This window comes from Comamonas resistens (assembly GCF_030064165.1).
Classification (GTDB): Bacteria; Pseudomonadota; Gammaproteobacteria; order Burkholderiales; family Burkholderiaceae_C; genus Comamonas; species Comamonas resistens.
Genome location: NZ_CP125947.1, coordinates 243,782 through 268,126, shown reverse-complemented (window position 1 = coordinate 268,126; position 24,345 = coordinate 243,782). Strand labels below are relative to the sequence as shown.

Here is a 24,345-nt window from a genome sequence, read left to right as displayed (position 1 = left end):
AATGGCCTCGCTGTCCGGCCAGAAATGCCAAATCGCGCTCAAGCACTTGAGAATCAAGCGCAGGCAGCTATGTTTTTTGAAAATCCGGGAACTCCGCCCCGATCAAGGGCCGCGGATAGACCTCGCGCACGCAGTCCAGCCAGGCCTGCGCGGCGCGGGACAGATGGCCGTGGCGCCACATCAGCGCCACATCCCAGGAAATCTCAGGCTCGACCAGCGGGCGGCTGGCCACGCGCTCGGGGTTGTAGCGGGCAATGACATGCTCGAACATCACGGCCACGCCCACGTCGGCGGCGACCAGATGGCCTATGAAGTCCCAGTAGCGGGTCTGCAGCTTGACCTTGGGCGAAAAGCCTGCGGCCTCGCACTGCTGCAGCACATGCTCGTGCAGCGCAAAGTCCGAGGTGTAGAGCACAAAGGGCAGATCACGCAGGTCCTGCCAGCGCATGGGCTGGGCGGAGTCCGCCACGCGGTGCACGGGCAGCACGACACGGGTTTTCTGGCGCGCCACGGTGTAGCGCTCCAGCGCCGGATCGGGGGCAGAGAACAGGCCCAGCGCCATGTCCAGCTTGCCTTCCTGGATCAGCTGGTACTGGGCGCGGGCGCCCTGCTCGTTAACCTGCAGATCCACGCCCGGATAACGCTGCTGGAACAGCGCTATCACCGGCACCATGTAGTGGCCGGTGGTGGGCATGATGCCCACCGACAGCTCGCCGCGCGTGATGTTGTCCACCTCGGCCACCTGCTGGCGCAGCAGCTTGGCCTGATCCAGTATTTCCAGCCCCCGGTCATAGACGACCTGGCCCGCATCGGTCAGCTGCACGCCCCGGCCCTCGCGCAGCAGCAGCGGGCCGCCCAGCTCTTCCTCCAGCGCCTTGACCATCTTGCTGATCGTGGGCTGCGTCACATGCAGGGACTCGGCGGCACGCGTGAAGCCGTTCTGCCGGACTACCTCGATGAAATAGCGCAGTGCTCGCAAATCCATGTGCATTCCTTGAATGAATCGAAAAAATAAAAATAAGTCATTTTCAGAATATAGGTAAAAACCCTAGAATTTCTGTATGTCCCATTTTCCGGAAGCTCCTGCCCTCAAGGAGTCTGCCTTTATTTCGCGCTGGAGTCAGGCCGCCAAGGCCGTGCTGCAGATCGCGGTGCTCAGCGCCATCTGGATCGCCATGGATACGCTGCGCCAGCATTTTGGCTGGAGCCTGCCCGCAGGCCTGATCGGCTTCGCGCTACTGGCGCTCGGGCTTTTCTCGGGCCTGATCAAAGCCAGCTGGCTGCAGGCCGGCACCAACTGGCTGATGGCCGAGATGCTGCTGTTCTTCGTGCCCGCCATGCTGGTGGTGACCGAATACCCCGACCTGATCCGCCAGCAGGGCCTGCGCATCCTGGTCGTCATCGTGGCCAGCACGGCCTGCGTGATGGCCGTGACCGCCCTGGCGGTGGAGCGCGTCTACCGCCTGGAGCTGTGGCTGGCCCGCCGCAAATCCACGGCCAGTGCCCGTCGGACCCTGGCAGGCAAGGAGTGAGAGCATGTCCCATGAAATGATAGGCCTGCTCTCTCTGGTCATCACCATTGCCTGCTACTGGGTCAACAAGCGCCTCTATCGCCAGTACCGCAACGTGCTGCTCATGCCCATCATCGCCACGCCCGTGGCGCTGATTGCACTGGCCGCGCTGACCCAGGTGAGCTTTCCCCAGTATTACGCCCAGACGCACTGGCTGGTCTGGCTGCTGGGCCCGACCACCGTGGCTTTTGCGCTGCCGCTGTACGAGCACCGCAAGCTGCTGCAGAAACACTGGATGTCCATCACCACCGGCGTGGTCGCTGCCACCGCCGTGTCCATAGGCACCTCGGTCTTGTTTGCCCAGTGGTTTGGCCTGTCCGAAGATCTGGAAAAAGGCTTGGTCGTGCGCTCCATCACCACGCCATTTGCCATCGAGGCCGAGAAAGTGCTGGGCGGCCCCACCGATCTGGCGGCGCTGTTTGTGCTGCTGACCGGCGTCAGCGCCATGCTGCTGGGCCAGACCGTGCTGCGCTTTCTGCCCAATATCCGCAGCAAACTGGCCACCGGTGCCAGCTGGGGCGGTGCGGCCCACGGCAGCGGCGTGGCACGCGCCCGCCAGACCGGGGAAGTGCAGGCCGTGATGGCCTCGCTGGTGATGCTGATCGCCGGCGCCCTGAATGTGCTGGCCGCGCCCTGGATCAAAACGCTGCTATTCTGATTTGATAGCTGACAGCGCTTACTGGACAAGCGCTGCAGGCTGATTTGATGCAAAAATAGCTGCCTCGGCAGCTCTTTTTTTGTTGGCTTCAGGCCAGACGCAGCGCCGGTTGCTGCTCTGGCTGCATGGTGCCGGTCTTGAGGTAGCGCTGGTGCCATGCATAGGCTTCGTCCAGCAGATGCGGTGTGTGCTTGCCCGGCGCGCCTTGCAGGGCACGGTCCAGATAGTCGGTCATGGCGTCCTTGTAGTCGGGATGCACGCATTTTTCGATGACCAGGCGCGCGCGCTGCACGGGAGCCAGCCCGCGCAGATCGGCCAGACCTTGCTCGGTGACTATGACCTGCACGTCATGCTCGGTGTGATCGACGTGAGACACCATGGGCACGATGCAGCTGATCTTGCCGCCCTTGGCCGTGGACGGCGTCATGAAGATGGACAGATAGGCATTGCGCGCAAAGTCACCGCTGCCGCCTATGCCATTCATGATGGACGAGCCCATGATGTGCGTGCTGTTGACGTTGCCGTACATATCGGCCTCGATCAGCGCATTCATCGAGATCAGGCCCATGCGGCGTATCAGCTCGGGATGGTTGGAGATCTCCTGCGGGCGCAGCATGATGCGCTGGCGGTAGAACTCGATATTGGCAAGGAAGCGCTCCATGGCTGCGGGGCTGAGCGCCAGCGAGGTCGTCGATGCGGTATCGAGCTTGCCCGACTCCAGCATGTCCAGCATGCCGTCCTGCAGCACCTCGGTATAGGCGTTCAGATGCTCGAACGGGCCGTTGTTGAGGCCCGCCAGCACGGCGTTGGCGATATTGCCCACGCCCGACTGCAACGGCAGCAGCTCGGGCGGCAGGCGGCCCACTTTCACCTCGTGCTGCAGAAAGTCGATGATGTGCTCGGCAATGCGCCGGGAGTCCTCGTCGGGTGCCGTGAAGGCCGCCAGCCTGTCGCGCTGGGCCGTGGGCACCACGGCAATCACCTTGCTCATATCGCAGTGCAGATAGGGCTCGCCGATGCGGTCGAACGGGTGCTCCATGGGAATGGGCTTGCGCCGGGGCGGCACGGCGGCGCCGTAGTAGATATCGTGCATGCCTTCCAGCTCGGCGGGCTGGGCGCTGTTGACCTCCAGAATGATCTTGTCGGCCTGCTCCAGCCAGGTCTTGTTGTTGCCCACCGAGGTCGATGGAATCAGGCGCCCATCGGGCAGGATGCCTGCCACCTCGATCACCGCCACATCGAGGTGACCAAGGAAACCGAACCACACGTACTGCGCCACATGGGACAGGTGGATATCCACATACTGCATGCGCCCCTCGTTGATCTCTTTGCGCACCGTGGGGTCGCTTTGATAGGGCAGGCGGCGCTCTATGCCGTGCACCTTGGCCAGAGCCCCGTCCAGCTCTGCCGAGGTGGACGCGCCGGTCCACAGGCTGATGCGGAAATTGCCGCCGTTGGCGTTCTGCTCCTCGATGCGGCGCGCCAGCGCCTGGGGCACGGCCTTGGGTGCGCCTGCGGGCGTGAAGCCGCTCATGCCCAGCGTCATGCCGGACTGGATCAGGCTGGCCGCCTGGTCGGCCGTCATGATGCGTTCGCGCAGGGCCGCGCAAAGCACGCGATCCGCGGGGGATGCCTGGGTGAAAGTGGTGTGCATGGGAATGTCTCGTCGTGCGGTGCCGCCCGGAAGGCGACGTTTCTTATCGTTCAATGCTTGCACCGTAATCGGTGCAAACCCGAAGTGAACCACGCTCACGCAGCAGACTCCAGCGTAGTTGACTAGTACAAACCCGGGTACTCATCCCCGGCAAACAGAGAACGCCAACAAAGCCGATATTTCAAAAACAGTAGCATCTTCCGCTTGCCGAATAGAGCTTTCAAAAAAATTCCATCAGAATCTCAAGATGGAACATGCGCAATGCGCTATCAATTTTGATGATTTCTATATCCGACAGCGGCTTAAGCCCCATGCAGGCAGCAGCCAGGGGCGGCCTGGGCTGACAGGGGAATTACAGCGCTTGCGGACACAATGCCTTATGCCTCTGGATTTTTCTTTGTGGAAACAGCGCCTGATGCGCTGGAGCAAACCCTTTCAGCCGCTGATAGACGCCGTGCAGCTCTGGCTGCAGGCCGACGGTCTGCGTATGAGCGCCGCCATGTCCTTCTACGGCATGCTGAGTCTGGCGCCACTGCTGCTGGCCGTGGTCGGCCTGCTGGGCTGGTGGATGGACCGCAGCTATGTGGAAAGCACGCTGATTCAGCAGGTGCAAGGCGTTGTGGGCGAGCGCGCGGCCCAGGTGATTCAGAGCGCGCTATCCAGTGCCAAGAGCTCGAGTGAAGGGTCTCTGGCCTCCATCCTCGGCCTGGTGATGATGCTCTCGGGCGCTACCGGCGTGTTCGTGGAGCTGCAGGCCTCGCTGGACAAGCTCTGGTCCATGGGCGAGGAGCCTGTGCCCAAGACCAAGGCCGCCTGGTGGAGCATGGCGGTCTCGCGCCTGCGGGGCCTCAGCTATGTGGCCGGGCTGGGCTTTTTGCTGCTGGTGTCCATGGTGCTGTCCACCGTCATCCAGATGGTCACCAAATGGGCCAATGACGAGCTGCAACTGGTGCCGCTGGGCCCGCTGGTGGGCTTGATCAACGAAAGCATTTCCTTCGGCATCGAGGTGCTGCTGTTCCTGGGGCTGATGCGCATGGGGGCCGGCCTCAAGCCGACCCTGAAGTACCTGCTGCTGGGCTCCATCATGGGCGCCATACTCTTTACCGTCGGCAAGCAGGCCCTGGCCTGGTATCTGTCCACCGCTGCCGTGGTTTCGGCCTATGGCGCAGCGGGCTCGCTGGTGGTGGTGCTGATGTGGTTCTACTTCACCTCGGCCATCTTGCTGTTCTCTGCAGCCACGGCCAAGGCCTGCAGCCGCGCCGGGGTGAAATTCCACAAACCATTTGCGCTGCGCGGCAAACCGGGCAAGTCCGAAGCCACGGGGTCGGAGCGCCTGCCCGAGCACGCCGGGGAAAACATCTAAACAGGCCTCCAGCCCTTTATCTGCTTACGATAAGCGCTATCCATTCAATAAGAGCATCACCTCATGGATCGTCTGCTCACCATGCGTGTCTTCCAGTCCGTTGCCGATGAAGGCGGCTTCTCTGCGGCTGCACGCAAACTGGATATGTCCGTGCCCACCGTCACCCGGCTGGTTGCCGACCTGGAGCAGCATCTGGGTACCCGCTTGATGCAGCGCACCACGCGCAGCGTGACCTTGACGGAGGCGGGCGAGGCCTATCTGCAGCGCGTGCGCGGCATTCTGGTCGAGGTGGATGATGCTTTTTCCATGGCCCAGGCGCACACGGCCGAGCTGTCGGGCCTGGTGCGCGTGCTCATGCCGCCCGTTTTCGCCGAGCATATTCTTGCGCCGCTGGTGACGGAGTTTCACCAGATCTATCCCAAGGTGTCTATCGAGGTGGTCGTCGAATCCTCGACCGAGGCTGCGCTGGGCGAATACGACATCACCTTTGTCAGTGCCGCCGAAGGCTATGACGCCAATGTGATCGCGCGCCCCATCGTCAGCACCTACGGCATGGTCTGCGCCTCTCCCCGCTATCTGGAGCAGCATGGCACGCCGCGCACGCCACAGGACCTCGCGCAGCACCAGATGCTGCTGCGCAGCTACGCTTTTGCACGCGGCTATATGCTGCGCCTGCGTCGCATCGACAACACAAGGCCCGAAGAGGAAGTGCTCGTGACGCCGCTGCTGGTGGCCAACCACACGGGCACCTTGCTGCGCGCCACCCTCGATGGCGCGGGCATCAGCGCCCAGCCCTCGGATCTGATCGCCCGCGCCCTGTGCGAAGGCCAGTTGGTGCAGTTGCTACCCGAGTGGACCACCGGCGTCTTCACGCTCTATGCCACCATGCCCTCGCGCCAGTTCATGCCGGCGCGCGTGCGGGCGCTGCTGGACTTTCTGGCCGAAAACACCAACCGCAGCGTCAGCGGCCTGCTGCCGTTCGGCGTGCCTTCGGTTGCCCTCAAGAACTGAAGCTTGGCCATCAAAAAAGCCACGCCCAGTCTCTTTCACAGAGACCGGGGCGTGGCTTGGGGCGGAGCGCCGAGCAGAGCTCGGCGCTGACGCTTACTTCTCGACGAAGGCGCGCTCGATGACGAAGTCACCAGGCGTGGTGGTATTGCCTTCCTTGAAGCCGCGCTTCTCCAGCAGTTCCTTGAGTTCGGACAGCATGGCAGGGCTGCCGCAGAGCATGACGCGGTCGGTCTCGGGGTTGAGATCGGGCAGGCCGATGTTCTGGGGGAAGGTGCCGTTGTTGATCTGGGTGGAGATGCGGCCGTGGTTACGGAAAGGCTCGCGCGTCACCGTGGGGTAGTAGACCAGTTGGTCCTTGACGATCTCGCCCAGGAACTCATGCTCGGGCAGTTCCTTCTCGAACAGTTCCTGATATGCCAGTTCGTTGACTTGACGCACGCCGTGCACCACCACCACCTTCTCGAACTTGTCGTAGGTTTCGGGGTCGCGCGCCACGGACAGCCAGGGGGCCAGGCCGGTGCCGGTGCCTATCATGTAGAGGTTCTTGCCGGGCAGCAGATAGTCGATCAGCAGCGTACCCGTGGGCTTCTTGCCCACGATGATGGTGTCGCCCACCTTGATGTTCTGCAGCTTGGAGGTCAGAGGGCCGTCAGGCACCTTGATGGACAGGAACTCCAGATGTTCTTCGTAGTTGGGGCTGGCGATGGAATAGGCACGCAGCAGATTCTTGCCGTCCACCTTCAGGCCAATCATGGTGAAGTGGCCGTTGGAAAAGCGCAGCGAGGTATCGCGGGTCGTCGTGAAAGAGAAAAGACGGTCGGTCCAGTGGTGGACGGACAGCACGCGTTCTTCGAGAAAAGCACTCATGATTCGTCTGAAAATAAAAACTGGGAGCAGAAAACCTGCGCGGCAAATGCTGGGCTGGCGGGGCGCAACAGCAAAGTGGCTGCTAGCGCTTTGGCTGCCGGTTGCCAAGCGGGACTTGCCTGTATTGTCCCGCAAGATGGCATAAAACGGTTGTGTTACCTGCCAATGTCTTGATACCGATTAGTGATAAGCAGAATGACGCCTCTGGCGGTGGGCCTGCCATGTTGCATTCTTGACGCGTGCAAAGCACTGTTCTACGATGCCCCTCTCTCTGCGCTTTGATGAAAGCGCTTTATTTGTCCATACTAATACTCAATCTGAGCATTAATAATCGAGAGCGGCATGCGCACACCCGGCCATGGCCGCACACTCGCCACCGAGGAGAAAGACAATGCAGCTGCGCTGGACCCTGCCCCTGCTGACACTGGCCGCAATGCCCGCCTGGGCGCAAGGCGTCATCAAGATTGGCGAGATCAATAGCTACAAGGCCCAGCCCGCCTTCCTGGAACCCTATAAAAAAGGCATGGAGCTGGCCGTGGAGCAGGTCAATGCCGCAGGCGGCATTGCAGGCAAGAAGCTGCAGCTGATCGTGCGCGACGACAACGCCACGCCGGGAGATGCCGTGCGTGCCGCCGAGGAGCTGTACACGCGCGAAAAGATCGATGTGCTCACGGGCAGCTTTCTGTCACACGTAGGCCTGGCGCTGACCGACTACGCCAAGCAGAAAAAGCGCTTTTTCCTGGCTTCCGAGACGCTGACCGACAAGGTGGTTTGGGCCAGCGGCAACCACTACACCTATCGCCTGCGCGGCTCCACCTATATGCAGACGGCCATGCTGGTGGAAGAAGCGCTCAAGCTCAAGAAAAAACGCTGGGCCATCGTCTACCCCAACTACGAATACGGCCAGTCCGCTATTGCCACCTTCAAGAAGCTGATGAAGGAGAAGCAGCCCGATATCGAATTCGTGGCCGAGCAGGCACCCGCGCTGGGCAAGATCGACGCCGGCTCCGTGGTGCAGGCGCTTGCCGACGCCAAGCCCGATGCCATCTTCAACGTGCTGTTTGCCACCGACCTGGGCAAGTTCGTGCGCGAGGGCAATACGCGCGGTCTGTTCAAGGGCCGTGAGGTCGTGGGCCTGCTGACGGCCGAGCCCGAATACCTGGACCCGCTCAAGAAAGAAGCGCCCGTGGGCTGGACCGTAACCGGCTACCCCTGGTATTCGATCAACACGCCCGAGCACAGCGCCTTCCTCAAGGCCTATCAGGCCAGGTTCAAGGACTACCCGCGCCTGGGCACCATCGTGGGCTACAACGCCATCCAGTCGATTGCCGCAGGCCTGCGCAAGACCCATGGCGACCCCGATACCGAGAAACTGATCGCCGCCTTCAAGGGCCTGGAGGTGAACACGCCATTCGGCCCCATCACCTATCGCGCACAGGACAACCAGTCCACCATGGGCGCCTACATAGGCAAGACGGCCTACGACAGCAAGCTGGGCCGTGGCGTGCTGGTCGACTACCGCTATGCCGACGGCAAGAACTACCAGCCCAGCGACGACGAAGTGAAAAAGCTGCGTCCGGCAACTGCCAACTGAGCGCCGCTTTTGCGAAAATGGACAAGCCACCCGCGAAGGGTGGCTTTTTCGCATCTGCACCCATCTGTGCAAGGAGACAAGCTGATGAACAGGAGCACCGCCGCATGAGCGCATCCGGCCTGCTGGCCCAATTGCTCAACGGGCTGGCCAGCGCATCGTCGCTATTTCTGGTGTCGGTCGGACTGTCGCTGATCTTTGGCGTCACCCGTACCATCAACTTCGCCCATGGCTCGTTCTACATGCTGGGGGCTTTCATCGCCTACAGCAGCGTGGATCAGCTCTCTCCCCATATCGGCTTCTGGCCCGCGCTGCTGCTGGCTCCGCTGGCCTGCGGCGTGCTGGGGGCCATCACCGAGATGGCGCTGCTGCGCCGCATCTACAAGTCGCCCGAGCTGTTTCAGTTGCTGGCCACATTTGCACTGGTGCTGGTCATCAAGGATGCCACTCTGTGGCTGTGGGGGCCGGAAGAGCTGTTCGGCCCGCGTGCTGCAGGACTGGAAGGTTCGATCGAGATCCTGGGCCGCCAGTTCCCCTGCTACGATCTGTTTTTGATAGCTGTTGGCCCATGCGTGCTGTTGGGTTTGACGCTTTTGCTGACCAGAACCCGCTTCGGCACCCTGGTGCGCGCCGCCACACAGGACCGCGAGATGGTCGGTGCTTTGGGTGTCAACCAGGCCTGGTTGTTCACCGCCGTTTTCGCACTGGGTACGCTGCTGGCGGGCCTGGGCGGCGCGCTGCAGCTGCCGCGCGAGCCCGCCAGCCTGGAGGCCGACATGCTGACCATTGGCGCAGCCTTTGTGGTGGTGGTCGTGGGCGGCATGGGCAGCATTCCCGGTGCATTCATCGCGGCGCTGCTGGTGGCCGAGCTCAAGGCCATCTGCATCTGGCTGGGGGTGCAGGAAATTGGCGGTGTGGAAATTTCGTTTTCCAAGCTCACACTGGTCGTCGAGTTTCTGGTGATGGCCGTGGTGCTGGTCTGGCGACCCTGGGGACTGCTGGGCAAGCCTCAGTCGCTGAGCCGCAATGGCGGCGAGCCCGAGCGGCCGCTGCAACCCTCCGGGCGCGCCGCCACCTCGGGCTGGGTGGCGCTGCTGGTTGCCCTGGTGCTGCTGCCACTGCTGAGCGGCAATTTGAGTGGCGATAGCGGCAGCTACAGCACCGTGCTGCTGACCGATATCTTCATCGCCGCGCTGTTTGCGGCCAGCCTGCACTTCATCCTCGGCCCCGGCGGCATGCACTCCTTCGGCCATGCCGCCTACTTCGGCCTGGGTGCCTATGGCGCCGCGCTGCTGGTACGCAATCTGGACCTGTCCATGCCTGCCGCCCTGCTGCTGGGGCCGCTGGCGGCTGCTGCCGGCGCCCTGCTCTACGGCTGGTTCTGCGTGCGCCTGTCGGGCGTCTATCTGACCATGCTGACGCTGGCTTTTGCGCAGATCAGCTGGGCCATAGTCTTCCAGTGGGATGACTTCACGGGCGGCAGCAATGGCGTGACCGGCGTGTGGCCACCCGAATGGGCCTCGAATGGACCGGCCTTCTACTGGCTCGCCCTGGCCTTGTGTGCGCTGGGCATCTGGCTGCTGCGGCGCATGCTGTTCTCGCCCTTGGGCTATGCACTGCGCGCCGCGCGCGATTCGGCCTTGCGCGCCGATGCGATCGGCATCGATGTGCGCCGCGTGCAATGGACGGCGTTTGTGATTGCCGGCCTGTTCGCAGGCCTGGCAGGCGCGCTGTTTGCGTTCAGCAAGGGCGGCGTGGCGCCCGATGCCCTGTCGGTCACGAAGTCCGTCGATGGTCTGGTCATGGTGCTGCTGGGCGGCGTGCAGACTCTGGCCGGCCCCGTGGTGGGCGCAGCGGCCTTTACCTGGCTGCATGACACCGTGGCCCGCAACACCGAATACTGGCGTGCGCTGCTGGGCACCATCATGCTGATCCTGGTGCTGCTGGCACCGCAAGGCCTGGCCGGGTATGCCCAGTTGCTGTGGGCCAGACTACGGCCTGCCCAACCGCAGGGAGAGGCATCATGAGCCTGCTGCAGGTGGAGAACATCAGCAAGTCCTTTGGCGGCGTGAAAGCCGTGCAAAGCGTATCGTTTGCCCTGCAGCCCGGTGAGCTGCTGGCCCTGATTGGCCCCAATGGTGCGGGCAAGAGCACGACCTTCAATATGGTTGGCGGCCAGTTGGCGCCCGACAGCGGCCAGGTGCTGCTCAATGGCAAAAACATCACCGGCCTGCCGCCGCGCGCCATCTGGCGCCTGGGCGTGGGCCGCACCTTCCAGATTGCCCAGACTTTTGCCTCGCTGACCGTGATCGAGAACGTGCAGATGGCGCTGCTGTCGGCCGACCGCATGATTTTTCACTGGTGGCCCCGCGCCGCCAGCCACCGCCGCGATCATGCACTGGCCTTGCTGTCCCAGGTCAATATGCAGGCTCAGGCCTATCGCTCCTGCAGCGATCTGGCCTATGGCGATGTCAAGCGTGTGGAACTGGCCATGGCCCTGGCCCATGACCCGCAATTGCTGCTGATGGACGAACCCACGGCCGGCATGGCCCCGGGCGAGCGCGTGGCACTGATGGAACTCACGCGCCGCATTGCGCAGGAACGCCGCATGGGCGTGCTGTTTACCGAGCACAGCATGGATGTGGTCTTCGGCCAGGCCGACCGCGTGGCCGTGCTGGTGCGCGGCAAGCTGCTGGCCGAAGGTACGCCGCAAACCATACGCGACGACGCCCGCGTGCAGCAGGCGTACCTGGGCACGGGCCTTGTTCTGGAAAAGCATGACCTACCCTCCCCCTGAGGCGCTTCGCGCCTTCCCCCTCTCTAGCGCTACGCGCTGGAGGGAGACGGCACCATCGCCGCGAGGCGGCTCTTGCTCGGTGCCACTCGCCAAAATCTCGTCCGCTTCACCGGCAACCAACGATGATTGCCATTCCATATCATTTTTAATGAAAAACATAGCAGGCAGCGCATGATGGACAAGGGCCAGAACAGTAAATTACTTGAAGTCGACGGTCTCAATGCCTGGTATGGCGCGGCCCATATCCTGCACGACGTAGCGCTGAACGTGGGCCGGGGCGAAGTCGTCGCGCTGATGGGGCGTAACGGTGCGGGCAAATCCACCACGCTCAAAAGCATTGCCGCCCTGGTGCCGCGCCGCGAAGGACGCATCCGCTTCATGGGCGAATCCATTGCTCAAAAAGCCTCGCACCAGATTGCCCGGCGCGGTCTCGGCTATGTACCCGAAGACCGGCGCATCTTCACCGAACTCACGGTGCTGGAGAACCTGGAAGTCGGCCGGCAAAAACCGCGTCAATGGCCCGATGGCACTGCAGTTCCGCACTGGACGCCCGAGAAGCTGTTTGCGCTGTTTCCCAACCTCGGCGAGATGCCCGCCCGCCCAGGCGGGCGCATGAGCGGCGGCGAGCAGCAGATGCTGAGCGTGGCGCGCACGCTGATGGGCCAACCCTATCTGGTGCTGCTGGACGAGCCTTCGGAAGGCGTGGCCCCCGTCATCGTCGAGCAGATGGCGCGCACGATTCTGGAGCTCAAGGCGCAAGGCATAGGCATCTTGCTCAGCGAGCAGAACCTGCCGTTCGCCGAGGTCGTGGCCGACCGCGCCTATGTGCTGGAAAAGGGCCAGATCGTGCACCAGGCTCCCATGCGCAAACTGGCGGCCGACGCGGCGGTGCGCAAGCAATATCTGGGCGTGTGAATCAAGGCCTGGTCTTGGAGCCGCTGACACGACCCAGCATGCGTTTGAGACGAGGCGCGAAGCCACAGGCAGTTCCAGAGTACAGCAAGGCGAAGCAACGACGTATCAAGGGTTGTGTCAGAGAGTCTTAATCGGCGTCCCCAGGGTATTTGCCGCAGACGGGCTTGCCCGTCTCCAGCAGGCATTGCATGCGGCTGTCCTCCACGCCAATGGTGTCCTGGGACGAAGCCTTGCCCGTCGACCCATCCGGGTATTGAAGAAGATAGCTGTAGCGATCTTCCGGGCTCTGGCGCGCGATCAGCGTCATGTCCTCAAAAACCTGGGAGCGCAGCACGATGATGCCGGACTCTGGCGGATCAAAGTGGGGTAGCAAGTACAGCATCTTGGCGCGCAGCTTGAGCTGGTTTTTCGCGGCGTCATCACCTAGCACCAGCACCGGGAAATAGTCCAGCTTCATGCGCACATCGGCGCGGCGCAACGCCGATTTGTCATTGCGAAAATCAATATCGATTTGGCCTGACTGGGCCTGCTGGTTTTTGGCCCGGGGATCCCGGCTCTGGTACTGCAGCCTGAACTCTAGCGACTGCAGCTGCCATTGGCAGTCACCTCCGCCATCCAGGGCAAAGCTCAGCAGGTAGTCATGACTGCCTGCCTTCTTGGTCCATGATGGCTTTTCAAAGCTCAGTGCCCGCATGAGCATGCTGCCGCTTTGCGACTGCCCGCCCACACCGTAGGGCCTCTCTTCCTTGCATTTCTGCGCTTCGTACTTCAGTGAGATGGGCAAGGGCTGCAGACCTTCCTGGGCCTGCACGATCAGCGTGATCCAACGGGCGTCCTCCGCGGGCTTGTGGGTGCGATCAACCTGCGCCAGCACCGCAAAAACCGGGCCGCAGAGCATCAGCAACGCAATGGCAAATTTCTTCATGCTTGAAGCACCTGGAGGGAAATTGAACAAGCACTGCCGATGATAGTGAAGCGCACTATTCCACCACCACCGGGCTGAACTCCGGTGGCGTGCCGAAGTAGGCGCGCGGCGACGGCGGCTGCGCGCCGTCGATGTCCTGCACGCCGTACTGGCTTGCCAGCTCGGCTGTGTAGAACACGCCGCCCGAGCGCTTTTCCAGGCATTCGGCATCGCCATACAGGGCCAGCACCACCCGGCCTATGAACTGCGGAGTTTCGGCGCTGTCAAAGCTGTCGCCATATTTCTCGGGCTCCGCCGCACAGACGCGTTCGGAGCGCTCTGTCCTGACCAGACCGGGCCAGAGCGAGACCACGCTCACGCCGGCAGGCTTGAAATCATGGGCCATGTCAAAGCTCATCTTGTCCGTGCCGGCCTTGCCTACGCCATAGGCCGGGCCGTGCATATAGCAGCGGCTACCTGCCGACGAGATATTGACCACCAGGCCACGCGCCGCAATCAGCAGGCCGGCCGCGCAATGGCTGGCCACGTAGGTGGAGCGCAGGCCCACATCGAGCAGCTCGGTCATCTTCAGCGGCTTTTGCCAGAACGGACCGGGCACGGTCAGCGCATCGGGAATCGCGATCGCGCAATTGACCAGGATGTCGAGCCGACCATGCTCGCGACGCACGCGCTCGAACAGTGCTGCCACCTGGGCGTCATCACCATGGTCGCAGGCCACGGCAATGCCCGTGCCGCCCGCAGCCGTCACATCGGCCGCCGTCTGGCCTACGGTACCGGGCAAGGGCGAGTCGCCCTCTTTCACGCTGCGCCCCGTCACATAGACCGTCGCACCCGCAGCTCCCAGTGCCAGCGCCACACCGCGGCCCACGCCACGACTGGCACCCGTGACTACGCATACCAAAGCCTTGCTCATTCCGGTCTCCGTCTTGTGATTGATCGGATCAATTTGGAGCAAGTTCTGGCTGCTGGCTACCTCTATAAGGACTAGGGGCGGCGCTTGCCATATTTCAATGAAAGCAGCTTGCAACTCAATGCCAGCAAGCGCCAGCAGCTATCAACTTCTATGTTCTTCCAGCTCCTGCACCAGGGTCTGCACCAGCTGCGCTGCGGGCATGGCCCGCGCCAACGGCGCGCCCTGGCCTGCCCAATGCGCGGCATAGTCGCTGCTGCCCTGGGCCGCTGCCGCCTGGTGCAGTGCCTTGCCCGCGTCATAGACCATGGGATATGCGGGCAACTCGCCAATATAGTCACGCCCCAGTTGGTGCAAGCGGTTGAACATGCCGCGTGCGGGCCGGCCCGAAATCGCTGCCGTGATGGCCGTGTGCTGGGCCTGCTCGCTTTGCAACTCGGCCCGGTAGGCGGCGCTGGCAGCCGACTCCGGGCAAAGAATGAAGGCCGTGCCCATCTGCACGGCGCTGGCCCCCAGTTGCAGCGCTGCGGCAACGCCTGCGCCGTCCATGATGCCGCCCGCTGCCACCACGGGCAGGCTGCATTCACGCGCCAGCAACTGCACCAATGCGAACACGCCCATCAATCTGTCCTGCTCGGGTACAAAAGCCCCGCGATGGCCACCCGCCTCCATGCCCTGGGCCACGATCACATCCACGCCGGCCTGCTCGATCTGGCGCGCTTCATCGAGATGGGTGGCGCAAGCCAGCGTGGTGATGCCCGCAGCTCGCAGCGCGTCGATAAAGCTTTGCTCGGGCAGGCCGAAATGAAAGCTCACCACGGCCGGGCGCAGCTCCAACAGCATGGCTTGCAGCGGCGCATTGCCCACGGCGGACTCATAGATGCAGCGCAGCACGGACGGGGCCTGCGCGCCGAAGCGGGCAAATTCCGGCGCCAGATACTGGAGCCACTGCGCTTCGCGCATGGCATCGGCTGCAGCGGCCTGGTGGCAGAACAGATTGACGTTGAAAGGGCGATCCGTCAGCGCCAGGGTCTGCTCAATATGCTGGCGTGCCTGATCCACGCCGTAAGCACCTATGCCTACCGACCCCAGAGCACCCGCGTTGCTGACGGCGGCAGCCAGTTGCGGCGTTGAAGTCCCGGCCATGGGCGCTTGAATGATCGGAGACAGCAGGCCCAGATTGGCCATCCATGAAGGTAGAGAAGTCATCGCATTTCCTGAACACCACTTACGCAAATCGGGTTGGGCCAAGAGCCGCACCTCAAGACCGCAGCCCTGGTGCATCCGCAGCCGCGGCCCGGCTTGTCTGCGCAAGTCCTACTGAAATTTTGCATTCGCATGCACGCGGCTCAAGCGGCTGCAGAACACCAGCAGGGCACCCAAGGTCAGCCCCGCACAGCCCAGCGCGAACAGCGGGCGATAGCTGCCCACGCTCGCATAGATGAAGGCCATCAGATAGCCGGAGGTGGCCTGCAGCAGCGCAAAGCCCGCCGTGGCATAGCCCCACATTTTCTTGTGCTGATCGGGGCCTATCAATTGCATCAGATAACCGGAGGTGATGGCCGACATGCCGGGCGAAAGCGCCCCCACCAGAAAGCCAGAGATGGCATGGGCGCCAAAGCCCGTCAGCAACAGCGGCAGACCGATGGCCGTGGCCTTGACCAGATAGGCACCCGTGGCCGTTCCCCACCAGCCCCAACGTGTTGCGCAAAGCGCCGCGCACAGCGGCCCGGCAATCGCACCCAGGCCAAAGAATGCCCATTGTGTGGAGGCATAGCCCGCACCCAGCTGCAGCTCACGATCCAGATAATCCACCCAGAACACGGTGTGCGGCACAAAGCCGAAGGCATCGCAGGTATAGGCCAGAAACACCATCACCACGGCCGTGCTCCAGATCGCGGTACGCGGTGCGGCGCTTGCCGTGGGTATATGCATAGGCGTGATGGCCACAGGCGCATGCACGCCTATCTGTCGTGCCGCCTGCCAACCCACCCAGGCGGCCATGGCGCTGAGCAAGGTCAGAGCCCACCAGACGGCACCCAGGCTGCTGCGTGCAAACATGGGCACCAACGTGGCGGCCAGCAGCGCACCCACACCAATGCCGCAGAACATCAGCGGCCCCAGGGCCGCACGACGCGCCGGCACCACAGCCGCCATGGCCACCGACGGCCCCAGTACCATGAGGGCAGCCCCGGCAATACCCGATACCAGCCGCCAGACAAAGAACACGGCCATGGGCAGGGGCAGGCTGCAACCGGCAAAGCTCAATGCCACAGCCACCCAGCAGATCACCAGCACACGCAAGGCCCCCATGCGCTCGGCCCAGGGCGCAGCGGCCAGAGCCCCGATCAGATAACCCAGCAGATTGGCAGCCCCCAGATAGGCGACCTGCTCGCCACTGAACCAGCCGGCATGCACCATCTGCGGCATCAGTGCCGTATAGGCAAAACGTGCCAGCCCCACACCACTGAGCGTGGCCATGAAGCCGGTCAACAGGAGAGGAAGTTCTTTGCGCGCGATCACAGGGCATTCCCATTGCGGTATTGGGGCAAGATTACGCGCAGCGCAGCAATCATGTCCAATGATTCAAAATGATAAACAGCATCTTTATTTGAGATTACAAGGACTGCCATGCAACTCAAATCCCTGCGCATGTTCGAGGCCGTCTGCGAAAGCGGCAGCTTTGGTATTGCGGCCCAGCGACTGCATACCGTGCAATCCAATGTCACGGCCCATATCAAGAAACTGGAAGACGAAGTAGGCGCACAACTGCTGGTGCGTGCCAATCCGGTATTTCCCACGCCTGCCGGCCATACCTTGCTGCAGTATGCGCGGCAGATGCTCCAGTCCCACGATCATGCTCTGGCCCTGCTGCAATCGCCGCAGTTTGCGCTGGGCCCCATCACCGGCGTGCTGCGCATAGGTTCGATGGAAACCACGGCCGCACTGCGCCTGCCGCCGCTGCTGGCCCGGTTGCGCCAGCAGCACCCGGGCATTGATCTGGAACTGGCGGTCAGCCCCACTGCCAGCCAGCTGGACGAGCTGAGAGCCGGGCGTATCGACTGCGCCTTCATCAACGGCGCGGCACCGCAAAGCGATCTGCATTCCTGGCCCGTGTTCCGCGAGGAGTTGGTGCTGGTCAGCAACAAGCCTCTGAAGCAGTTTCCGAGCGCCGATGATTTCTGCGCTTCGGTGTTCCTCGCTTTCCGCCAGGGCTGCAGCTACCGTCAGCGCATAGAGCTGCTGATGGCCTCCATGGGCATCAGCGCCGTACGCATCATGGAGCTGGGCATGCTGGACACCATTCTGGGCTGCGTGGCTGCTGGCATGGGCTATGCGCTGTTGTCTCGCTCCCTGGTCGAGGCCCAGCAACAGCGCTTTGATGTGCACTGGATGACCCTGCCCGGCAAGACCGGCCGCGAGCTGGCCTGGGTAGACACCTGTTTTGTGAGCGGCGCGCTGGAGGGCTGGTCGCCTGCCGTCCATGCGTTTGCCAAAGTGCTCGGCGTGGATCCGCAAAGCCGCGAATCGCGGCCAGTGCCGCTGGCCATGGCGGCCTGAGGATGGTCCGGCTTCAGGCCTGCATCAGGGCTCTACGGTACTGCAATGCCTCGGCCACATGGGCCTGGGCGATGCCGTCCGAGCCTGCTAGATCGGCAATCGTGCGCGCCACCTTCAGCGCGCGGTGCGTGCCGCGTGCGGACCAGCCCAGACGGGCTGCAGCCTTGTGGGCAAAGGCCAACGCATCCGGGTCGAGCTGCAGATGAGCATCAAGCTGCGCGCCCTGCAGCAAATGGTTGGGCTGGCCCTGGCGCTGCATGGCCCGTTCACGCGCCTGGGCCACGCGTTGCTGCACATCGGCACTGCTTTCGCCTTCAGCCACAGCCAGCAGCTCCTGCGGCGGCAGCGCCGCCACTTCCACATGCAGATCGATGCGGTCCAGCAGCGGCCCGCTGATGCGAGCCTGATAGCGCGCTACCTGATCGGGCGTGCAGCGACAGGCCCGCACACGCGAACCCCAGTAGCCGCAGGGGCAGGGATTCATGGCCGCAATCAGCTGAAAGCGCGCCGGAAATTCCGCGCGCTGCGCCGCCCTGACGATGGTGATACGCCCCGTCTCCAACGGCTCGCGCAAGGCCTCCAGCGCACTGCGGGCAAACTCGGGCAGCTCATCTAAAAATAGCGCACCGCCATGGGCGTATGAAATCTCTCCGGGCCGGGGCGGCGAGCCACCACCAACCAGCGCCACCGAGCTGGCCGTGTGATGGGGCGATGCAAACGGGCGCTGACGCCATTGCGCGGCGCTAAAACGACCGCAGAGGCTGGCGACGGCCGCCGCCTCCAGTGCCTCCTCGTCGCTCATGGGCGGCAGCAGGCTGGCAAAACGCTGGGCCAGCATGGACTTTCCAGAGCCCGGCGGGCCGATCATCAAGACCCCATGCGCGCCAGCAGCTGCAATTTCAAGAGCGCGCTTGGCCTGTACCTGACCGCGTACCTCGCGCAGATCCAGTCCATGGCTCTGCGCTTGCGCGGATAAGGTCTGCACGCGCTGCCAGCCGGCCGCTGTCGCTTGATCGGCCTCCAGATCAGGCTGCGCTTCATGGGCGATGAACTGCCGCACCACATCGAGCAGATGCAAGGCGCTGAAGACTTCGATGGCCGGAACAAAAGCGGCCTCCTGCGCGCTTTCTGGCGGCAGTACCAGCCGCACGCTGTGCTGCTGACGTTGCAGGGCCAGCGCCGTGGCCAGAGCCCCGCGCACCGGGCGCAGCGCGCCGGTCAGCGAAAGCTCGCCCGCAAACTCGTAATCCGCCAGCCTGGCCGCGTCAATCTGGCCACTGGCCGCCAGAATGCCCAGGGCAATCGGCAAATCAAAGCGTCCGGAATCCTTGGGCAAATCGGCAGGTGCGAGGTTGACGGTGATGCGCTTGTTATTGGGGAACTCCAGCCCCGCATTGACGATGGCCGCACGCACGCGTTCGCGCGCTTCCTTGACTTCCACATCGGCCAGCCCCACCAAGGTGAACGACGGCAGGCCGTTGGCCAGATGGACTTCCACGGTGACGCCGGGCGCATCCAGGCCCAGCAAGGCACGGCTTTGAATCAGTGCAAGTCCCATAAGCGCCCTCGCTCCATGATGAGCGCCTAGGGTATGCGGGAGTCCGTGCCGGAGGCAATAGGGATGAGCACAGCCCCAACCGCCGCTAGTCCTTCAGCGCCTTGGTCACGTAAGCCCGACCTAGCCTGCGTTCGGCCTTGGGAAAATCTCCCCGCTGCTCCATGCCCGCCGCCGTCTGGCCGATGCGCTCAAACACCGTGGAGAGCATTTGCAGCTCGGCATCGCTCACATCACCGAGCAGTTCCTGATTGATGGCCTGAACCTGCGGAAACAGCTGCCCATGCAGCTTGATCCCCGACGATGTGAGTTGTACCAGCGCCTGACGCCTGTCAGCAGCAATGCTCTGTTTCTGCAGCAGGCCCTTCTCGATCAAGCCAGAGATGGTGCGTGAAGTCCGGGTGCGGTCCAGCTGTGCATGTTCTGCAAGCTGTGATGGCCGCAAGGGCCCCTTTTCCGCCAGCAAACCTATCATGCGCCATTCACGACGGGTGATGCCGTATCCGCCCTCGCACAGGCGCACGACCATGCTGCCTGCCGCACTCATCAGGCGAGCGAGCTGATAGAGGAACAGATCGTCCAGCTGCGATGGTTGTCGCCATGGATGGCGCTGATCCTTGGACATGGGGCTATGGGTTTTCTCTAGGAATGATGGATTAGATCCATTATCCGGCCACTGCTTACAGTGGCCTCCAGAACAACGACCAGGAGACACACCATGCCCCGCCGTCCGATCATCCGCCGAGCCCTGGCCGCGCTGGCGGCAGCCTCTTTGCTGGCACCCGCGCTGCCGACAGCGGCGCATGCGACTCAGAACTGGCCTCTCAAGCCCATACGCATCATCGTTCCCAACCCTCCGGCCGGCCCCTCCGACATCGCGATCCGCCCTCTGGCTGCCGCAGTGCAGAAGGCGCTGGGCCAGCCCGTGATCGTGGAAAACCGAGCCGGAGCCAACGGCAATATCGGAGCCGCCGAAGTGGCCCGAGCGGCCGCTGACGGCTATACATGGCTGTGGGCCATGGACCCGGTGCTGACCGTCAACAAACATATCTACAAGAACATTGGCTACTCCAGCGACGCCATCGTGGTGCTCAATGCCGCGGCCAGGTTTTCACAGACGCTGATCTGCAACCCCAAGCTTGGCTTCAAATCCGTCAAAGACATGATCGATGCGGCCAAGACCCGGGAGCTGACTTATGCGACGGGTGGAGCCGGCTCCCCAGGACATCTGGTCATGGAATCCCTGCTCTCCACCACCGGGGTGAAGATGGTGCATATCCCCTACAAAGGCCCGGCCCCGGCCATGCAGGACCTCATGGGCGGACAGGTGGACTGCGGTTTTCTGGCGGCCCCTACCGTGCTGCCGCAGATCCAGAGCGGCCGCGTGACGGCCCTGGCCACCTCGGGCAAGCAGCGCTCCACGCTGATGCCGCAGTTGCCCACGATTGCCGAGTCAGGCTACCCCGAATTCGATGGCACTTTCTGGCTGTTCCTGGCCGCCCCCAAGGGAGTGCCCGCCGATATACAGAAGCGCTTTCTAGAGGCCATGGAAGTCGCCATCCGCTCGCCGGAACAACAAGATCGCGTGAAGCCGGTGGACATCGAGATGGTGGGCAGCACTGCCGATCAGGCCCAGCAAAAAGCCAAGGAGCTCTCCGGGAAATGGGAAGCGTTGACCCGCAAAATTCAGCTCAAGGCTGAATAAATGGCAGAACCGCCATCCGCCCCCAAACACCAGGAGACACCCCCATGCAGCGAAGAGAATTGAGCAAGCTGGCGCTAGGCGCCGTGCTGACCGCCTGCGCACTGATGCCCGCTGTGACGCAGGCCCAGACCGCAGCACCGCTGTTCCCCGCCAAGACGCCGCTGCGCATTGTCGTGGGCTACCCGCCAGGCGGCGCCACCGACCGCGTGGCGCGTCTGGTGGCAGACAAGCTGCAGGCCAAACTCGGCAGCCCCGTGATCGTGGAAAACAAGCCCGGAGCCGGCGGCCGCCTCTCGGCCCAGTATGTGAAAAACGCTCCGGCAGCCCAACCCGCCATCCTGCTGGCCAACCCCGCCGTCATGGTGGTGGCGCCGCTGGTCTTTCATGACTCTGGCTACGACCCGGAAAAGGACTTCCGTGCGATCAGCGAGGTGAACCGCTACGAGTTCGGTCTGGCCGTGGCCAGCGCCGTGCCGGTCAAGGAGCTTTCGCACCTGCTGGCCTGGATCAAGGCCAATCCGCAACAGGCCAATTTCGGCGTCCCCGCCACGGGCAGCCTGCCGCACTTCTTCGCGCTGATGCTGGGTGAGGCAGCCAAGGTGCCCGTCGAGGTCGTGGGCTACAAGGGATCTGGCCCGCTGCTCACCGACCTGATGGGCGGCCAGGTGCCGATCGCCGTGGACACCTTCGATACGCAAATCCCCCAGATCGAAGCAGGCAAGCTGCGCGTGCTGGCCACTTCAGGCGAAAAGCGCAGTCCCATGGCGCCGAACATTCCCACGCTCAAGGAACTGGGCGTGAACCTGGTCGGCACGGGCTGGAACACCTTGTTCGCGCCGCAAAGCATAGCGCCGGCCACGGTGCAGCGCCTGTCCGAGCTGGTGCAGGAGGTCATGAAGGATCCCGACACCCAGCAGAAGTTTGCGGCCTCCAATCTGATCCCCGTGGTCAGCAGCGCCGCGCAGACCGAGACCATGCTCAAGGCCTATCGCACGCAGTGGGCACCCGTGGTGCAGCGTTCAGGCTTCAGACCTTGAATCCCCCTGAGGCGCTGCGCGCCTTCCCCCTGAGGGGGACGACGCCGTCGCCGCGAGGCGGCTCTTGCTCGGCGTCTCTCGCTTGAGACATGCCTTTTTAGGAGCTGCCTGCTCTTTTAAATCATGGGTTTTATATTGAAAACACACTCAAACCCTTTGTTGACAGGCGCTGCCAGCTTCTGTTTTTAGCTTTCCCTGATTTCTTCCATGACCGATCCCCGCCCCAATCTGATCTTCATCCTTGCCGACGACCTGGGCTACGCCGACCTGGGCTGTACCGGCGCACGCGATGCGCACAACAATGCCACCGACGTATCGCCAAGACTGGACGCCATGGCCGCCCAGGGCCTGCGCTTCACGCGCGGCTACGCCAACTCTGCCGTCTGCTCGCCCACGCGTTTTGCGCTGGCCACGGGTCGCTGGCAATACCGTCTGCGCGGCGCGGCCGAGGAGCCGATTGCCAGCGCGCATGGCGACAAGGTGCTGGGCCTGCCGCCCGATCACCCCACGGTGGCCTCGCTGCTGCGCGATGCCGGTTACGCCACGGCCCTGGTGGGCAAATGGCATCTGGGCTACCCGCCACACTTTGGTCCACGTCAATCGGGCTATGAGGAGTTCTACGGCTTTCACGCCGGTGGCGCCGACTACTTCGCGCATTGCGATCCGCGCGGCCGCCCCGACTTCTGGCTCAACGAAGAGCCGCATGAGGAAGACGGCTATCTGACCGATCTGCTGAGCCGCCGCGCCGTGGACTTCATCAAGCGCCAGTCGGCCGACAAGCCTTTTTACCTGTCGCTGCATTACAGCGCCCCGCACTGGCCCTGGCTGACGCGCGAAGACCGCGCGGAGTCCGAGCGCCTCAAGGGCATGGGCAAGCATGTGGACGGCGGCTCCATCGCCACCTACCAGCGCATGATCCACCACATGGACGAGGGCATAGGCTGGCTGCTCGATGCGCTGGAGGAGCAAGGCATGAGCGAGAACACGCTCATCGTCTTCACCAGCGACAACGGTGGTGAACGCTTCTCCAACAACTGGCCTTTTGTCGGCCAGAAGATGGACCTGCTGGAGGGCGGCATCCGCGTGCCCTTGTTGGCCCGCTGGCCGGCCCGCATGACTGCGGGTGCCGTCTGCGACACACCCAACCTGACCATGGATTGGTCCACCACCTTCCTGGCTGCTGCCGGCGTGAACGCCCACCCCGACTATCCGCAGGACGGCATCAGCCTGCTGCCGCTGATGCAGAACCCGCGCTGGACGCCCGAGCGCGACCTGGCCTGGCGCATGAAGCATCGCGAGCAAAAAGCGCTGATCCGCGGTGACTGGAAATATCTGCAAGTCGAGGGCATAGAGTACCTGTTCAATATTGCGGTTGACCCTCGCGAGCGCGCCAATCTGCGTGATCGCGAGCCGCAGAAACTGGCCGAACTGCGCGCCGCCTGGCAGCAGTGGAACCAGAGCCTGCCGCCGATCCCCGAAGAGGCCAAGGTCTCGCTGGTGTTCACCAGGAACGACCTGCCTCAGGCCAGTTACTGAGCCTGAAGCGATCTTCTATTCAAAGCCTGCCGGTGCACTGCCAGCAGGCTTTTTTCATTTCACGGAATGGTGAATTTCAGCGTGCCACGCTGTCCTGCGACTCAGGCAGGGCATCGTTATCCATGGTCAGGTAGATGAGCACAATCAGCAGCGTGATGAAGAAGCGGAAGGCATCGGGCACGCCATTCCATTGCTTGGACATCCACATGCCGAACCACTCTCCGCCCACGGACATGAAGGCTACTTGCCAGGTCAGAAAGCCCAGTGTCAAGCCTCCGATGGCCCAGGCCTTGGAGGCGCGAAACGCTGCAGGCCGGGCATTGCGGGCCTTGAGCAGCTTGATGCCGCCGATCCAGCACAGGATGGCGGTGCTGCCCTCCAGCGCAATGATGCCGATATAGCCCGCGTGATGTATCCATTCCTGCTGGATGGAGCGGTACATGATGCCGTTGCCGGGGAAGGTGGTGTCCATCAGGAACACATGGTGGACAAACGCGAAGTTGGTGGCGTAGTCGGTGATGTTGCCGAAGGCAACCAGCGTGGCGAAGAAAGCCATGGCAAGCACCATGGCGGCTTTGGACAGACGAATGATCATTCGAGACTCCGAATTGTGATGGATGAGGATTTGCAGACAGCTACGCGGCGGCGAACGCATAACGTTCGCCCGGCAGCAGAGCAGGGTGCCAACG

Annotated in this window: 22 protein-coding genes; 12 read left to right on the top strand and 10 right to left on the bottom strand. The window is 63.0% G+C overall.

Annotated features, from left to right (window positions below; genetic code table 11):
* Positions 1 to 67: 67 nt before the first annotated feature.
* Positions 68 to 985 carry a LysR family transcriptional regulator gene (locus QMY55_RS01145; protein WP_283486901.1) on the bottom strand — a complete coding sequence of 306 codons (918 nt, stop codon included), beginning with the start codon at positions 983 to 985 and terminating at the stop codon, positions 68 to 70.
* A gap of 76 nt (positions 986 to 1,061) precedes the next feature.
* On the opposite strand from QMY55_RS01145, the gene QMY55_RS01140 reads away from it, so the two are divergent.
* The gene (locus QMY55_RS01140; protein ID WP_283486900.1) at positions 1,062 to 1,532 is read left to right on the top strand and encodes a CidA/LrgA family protein; all 471 of its coding nucleotides are present in this window, start codon (positions 1,062 to 1,064) and stop codon (positions 1,530 to 1,532) included.
* A gap of 4 nt (positions 1,533 to 1,536) precedes the next feature.
* Positions 1,537 to 2,229 carry an LrgB family protein gene (locus QMY55_RS01135; RefSeq protein ID WP_283486899.1) on the top strand — a complete coding sequence of 231 codons (693 nt, stop codon included), beginning with the start codon at positions 1,537 to 1,539 and terminating at the stop codon, positions 2,227 to 2,229.
* 88 nt (positions 2,230 to 2,317) lie between these two features.
* On the opposite strand, the gene QMY55_RS01130 is transcribed toward QMY55_RS01135, so the two are convergent.
* Complete coding sequence (locus tag QMY55_RS01130; protein ID WP_283486898.1) at positions 2,318 to 3,883, bottom strand: acetyl-CoA hydrolase/transferase family protein; 1,566 nt, start codon at positions 3,881 to 3,883, stop codon at positions 2,318 to 2,320.
* A 379-nt stretch (positions 3,884 to 4,262) separates the two neighbouring features.
* Here QMY55_RS01130 and QMY55_RS01125 point away from each other — a divergent pair, with 379 nt between their 5' ends.
* Together QMY55_RS01125 and QMY55_RS01120 are read left to right on the top strand one after the other, a co-directional pair.
* Entirely contained in the window at positions 4,263 to 5,246 is a 984-nt protein-coding gene (locus QMY55_RS01125) for a YihY/virulence factor BrkB family protein (protein ID WP_407650585.1), read from the top strand.
* Positions 5,247 to 5,309: 63 nt separating this feature from the next.
* On the top strand, positions 5,310 to 6,257 hold the full coding sequence (locus QMY55_RS01120; protein WP_283486897.1) for a LysR family transcriptional regulator: 948 nt from the start codon (positions 5,310 to 5,312) through the stop codon (positions 6,255 to 6,257).
* 93 nt (positions 6,258 to 6,350) lie between these two features.
* On the opposite strand, the gene QMY55_RS01115 is transcribed toward QMY55_RS01120, so the two are convergent.
* Positions 6,351 to 7,124 carry a ferredoxin--NADP reductase gene (locus QMY55_RS01115; protein ID WP_283486896.1) on the bottom strand — a complete coding sequence of 258 codons (774 nt, stop codon included), beginning with the start codon at positions 7,122 to 7,124 and terminating at the stop codon, positions 6,351 to 6,353.
* Between the two features lie 391 nt (positions 7,125 to 7,515).
* Between QMY55_RS01115 and QMY55_RS01110 the strand changes: the two genes are divergently transcribed.
* The 4 genes from QMY55_RS01110 to QMY55_RS01095 all read left to right on the top strand — a co-directional run bounded on the left by QMY55_RS01110 (position 7,516) and on the right by QMY55_RS01095 (position 12,427).
* Positions 7,516 to 8,718, top strand: a complete 1,203-nt coding sequence (locus QMY55_RS01110; protein ID WP_283486895.1) for an ABC transporter substrate-binding protein — start codon at positions 7,516 to 7,518, stop codon at positions 8,716 to 8,718.
* Between the two features lie 104 nt (positions 8,719 to 8,822).
* Complete coding sequence (locus QMY55_RS01105) at positions 8,823 to 10,742, top strand: ABC transporter permease (RefSeq protein WP_283486894.1); 1,920 nt, start codon at positions 8,823 to 8,825, stop codon at positions 10,740 to 10,742.
* On the top strand, positions 10,739 to 11,512 hold the full coding sequence (locus QMY55_RS01100; protein WP_283486893.1) for an ABC transporter ATP-binding protein: 774 nt from the start codon (positions 10,739 to 10,741) through the stop codon (positions 11,510 to 11,512). The genes QMY55_RS01105 and QMY55_RS01100 overlap by 4 nt, the downstream gene beginning before the upstream one ends.
* A gap of 171 nt (positions 11,513 to 11,683) precedes the next feature.
* Positions 11,684 to 12,427, top strand: coding sequence for an ABC transporter ATP-binding protein (locus QMY55_RS01095; protein ID WP_283486892.1), 744 nt, complete (start codon positions 11,684 to 11,686; stop codon positions 12,425 to 12,427).
* Between the two features lie 127 nt (positions 12,428 to 12,554).
* Here QMY55_RS01095 and QMY55_RS01090 read toward each other — a convergent pair whose 3' ends face one another.
* From QMY55_RS01090 to QMY55_RS01075, 4 genes are all read right to left on the bottom strand, one after another.
* Positions 12,555 to 13,352, bottom strand: coding sequence for a hypothetical protein (locus QMY55_RS01090; RefSeq protein WP_283486891.1), 798 nt, complete (start codon positions 13,350 to 13,352; stop codon positions 12,555 to 12,557).
* 55 nt (positions 13,353 to 13,407) lie between these two features.
* Complete coding sequence (locus QMY55_RS01085) at positions 13,408 to 14,265, bottom strand: SDR family NAD(P)-dependent oxidoreductase (protein ID WP_283486890.1); 858 nt, start codon at positions 14,263 to 14,265, stop codon at positions 13,408 to 13,410.
* Positions 14,266 to 14,406: 141 nt separating this feature from the next.
* Positions 14,407 to 15,471 carry an NAD(P)H-dependent flavin oxidoreductase gene (locus tag QMY55_RS01080; protein ID WP_283486889.1) on the bottom strand — a complete coding sequence of 355 codons (1,065 nt, stop codon included), beginning with the start codon at positions 15,469 to 15,471 and terminating at the stop codon, positions 14,407 to 14,409.
* A gap of 108 nt (positions 15,472 to 15,579) precedes the next feature.
* Positions 15,580 to 16,785: a YbfB/YjiJ family MFS transporter gene (locus QMY55_RS01075; RefSeq protein WP_328517812.1), complete on the bottom strand. Its 1,206-nt coding sequence runs from the start codon at positions 16,783 to 16,785 to the stop codon at positions 15,580 to 15,582.
* 108 nt (positions 16,786 to 16,893) lie between these two features.
* On the opposite strand from QMY55_RS01075, the gene QMY55_RS01070 reads away from it, so the two are divergent.
* On the top strand, positions 16,894 to 17,823 hold the full coding sequence (locus QMY55_RS01070) for a LysR substrate-binding domain-containing protein (RefSeq protein WP_283486887.1): 930 nt from the start codon (positions 16,894 to 16,896) through the stop codon (positions 17,821 to 17,823).
* A 13-nt stretch (positions 17,824 to 17,836) separates the two neighbouring features.
* Here QMY55_RS01070 and QMY55_RS01065 read toward each other — a convergent pair whose 3' ends face one another.
* Positions 17,837 to 19,381, bottom strand: a complete 1,545-nt coding sequence (locus QMY55_RS01065; protein WP_283486886.1) for a YifB family Mg chelatase-like AAA ATPase — start codon at positions 19,379 to 19,381, stop codon at positions 17,837 to 17,839.
* Between the two features lie 85 nt (positions 19,382 to 19,466).
* Positions 19,467 to 20,003 (bottom strand): MarR family winged helix-turn-helix transcriptional regulator, encoded by a 537-nt coding sequence (locus QMY55_RS01060; RefSeq protein ID WP_283486885.1) that lies wholly within the window; start codon positions 20,001 to 20,003, stop codon positions 19,467 to 19,469.
* A gap of 93 nt (positions 20,004 to 20,096) precedes the next feature.
* Here QMY55_RS01060 and QMY55_RS01055 point away from each other — a divergent pair, with 93 nt between their 5' ends.
* From QMY55_RS01055 to QMY55_RS01045, 3 genes are all read left to right on the top strand, one after another.
* On the top strand, positions 20,097 to 21,083 hold the full coding sequence (locus QMY55_RS01055) for a Bug family tripartite tricarboxylate transporter substrate binding protein (RefSeq protein ID WP_283486884.1): 987 nt from the start codon (positions 20,097 to 20,099) through the stop codon (positions 21,081 to 21,083).
* Between the two features lie 44 nt (positions 21,084 to 21,127).
* Positions 21,128 to 22,120 carry a Bug family tripartite tricarboxylate transporter substrate binding protein gene (locus QMY55_RS01050; RefSeq protein WP_283486883.1) on the top strand — a complete coding sequence of 331 codons (993 nt, stop codon included), beginning with the start codon at positions 21,128 to 21,130 and terminating at the stop codon, positions 22,118 to 22,120.
* A 207-nt stretch (positions 22,121 to 22,327) separates the two neighbouring features.
* Positions 22,328 to 23,656, top strand: a complete 1,329-nt coding sequence (locus tag QMY55_RS01045) for a sulfatase family protein (RefSeq protein WP_283486882.1) — start codon at positions 22,328 to 22,330, stop codon at positions 23,654 to 23,656.
* A 76-nt stretch (positions 23,657 to 23,732) separates the two neighbouring features.
* Here QMY55_RS01045 and QMY55_RS01040 read toward each other — a convergent pair whose 3' ends face one another.
* The gene (locus QMY55_RS01040) at positions 23,733 to 24,251 is read right to left on the bottom strand and encodes a DUF2165 family protein (RefSeq protein ID WP_283486881.1); all 519 of its coding nucleotides are present in this window, start codon (positions 24,249 to 24,251) and stop codon (positions 23,733 to 23,735) included.
* Positions 24,252 to 24,345 lie beyond the last annotated feature (94 nt).

Bases quoted from the DNA above. Each gene is read 5' to 3' on its own strand.
- QMY55_RS01145 (WP_283486901.1), bottom strand. From the start codon at position 985: ATGGATTTGCGAGCACTGCGCTATTTCATCGAGGTAGTCCGGCAGAAC.
- QMY55_RS01140 (WP_283486900.1), top strand. From the start codon at position 1,062: ATGTCCCATTTTCCGGAAGCTCCTGCCCTCAAGGAGTCTGCCTTTATT.
- QMY55_RS01135 (WP_283486899.1), top strand. From the start codon at position 1,537: ATGTCCCATGAAATGATAGGCCTGCTCTCTCTGGTCATCACCATTGCC.
- QMY55_RS01130 (WP_283486898.1), bottom strand. From the start codon at position 3,883: ATGCACACCACTTTCACCCAGGCATCCCCCGCGGATCGCGTGCTTTGC.
- QMY55_RS01125 (WP_407650585.1), top strand. From the start codon at position 4,263: ATGCCTCTGGATTTTTCTTTGTGGAAACAGCGCCTGATGCGCTGGAGC.
- QMY55_RS01120 (WP_283486897.1), top strand. From the start codon at position 5,310: ATGGATCGTCTGCTCACCATGCGTGTCTTCCAGTCCGTTGCCGATGAA.
- QMY55_RS01115 (WP_283486896.1), bottom strand. From the start codon at position 7,124: ATGAGTGCTTTTCTCGAAGAACGCGTGCTGTCCGTCCACCACTGGACC.
- QMY55_RS01110 (WP_283486895.1), top strand. From the start codon at position 7,516: ATGCAGCTGCGCTGGACCCTGCCCCTGCTGACACTGGCCGCAATGCCC.
- QMY55_RS01105 (WP_283486894.1), top strand. From the start codon at position 8,823: ATGAGCGCATCCGGCCTGCTGGCCCAATTGCTCAACGGGCTGGCCAGC.
- QMY55_RS01100 (WP_283486893.1), top strand. From the start codon at position 10,739: ATGAGCCTGCTGCAGGTGGAGAACATCAGCAAGTCCTTTGGCGGCGTG.
- QMY55_RS01095 (WP_283486892.1), top strand. From the start codon at position 11,684: ATGATGGACAAGGGCCAGAACAGTAAATTACTTGAAGTCGACGGTCTC.
- QMY55_RS01090 (WP_283486891.1), bottom strand. From the start codon at position 13,352: ATGAAGAAATTTGCCATTGCGTTGCTGATGCTCTGCGGCCCGGTTTTT.
- QMY55_RS01085 (WP_283486890.1), bottom strand. From the start codon at position 14,265: ATGAGCAAGGCTTTGGTATGCGTAGTCACGGGTGCCAGTCGTGGCGTG.
- QMY55_RS01080 (WP_283486889.1), bottom strand. From the start codon at position 15,471: ATGACTTCTCTACCTTCATGGATGGCCAATCTGGGCCTGCTGTCTCCG.
- QMY55_RS01070 (WP_283486887.1), top strand. From the start codon at position 16,894: ATGCAACTCAAATCCCTGCGCATGTTCGAGGCCGTCTGCGAAAGCGGC.
- QMY55_RS01065 (WP_283486886.1), bottom strand. From the start codon at position 19,381: ATGGGACTTGCACTGATTCAAAGCCGTGCCTTGCTGGGCCTGGATGCG.
- QMY55_RS01060 (WP_283486885.1), bottom strand. From the start codon at position 20,003: ATGTCCAAGGATCAGCGCCATCCATGGCGACAACCATCGCAGCTGGAC.
- QMY55_RS01055 (WP_283486884.1), top strand. From the start codon at position 20,097: ATGCCCCGCCGTCCGATCATCCGCCGAGCCCTGGCCGCGCTGGCGGCA.
- QMY55_RS01050 (WP_283486883.1), top strand. From the start codon at position 21,128: ATGCAGCGAAGAGAATTGAGCAAGCTGGCGCTAGGCGCCGTGCTGACC.
- QMY55_RS01045 (WP_283486882.1), top strand. From the start codon at position 22,328: ATGACCGATCCCCGCCCCAATCTGATCTTCATCCTTGCCGACGACCTG.
- QMY55_RS01040 (WP_283486881.1), bottom strand. From the start codon at position 24,251: ATGATCATTCGTCTGTCCAAAGCCGCCATGGTGCTTGCCATGGCTTTC.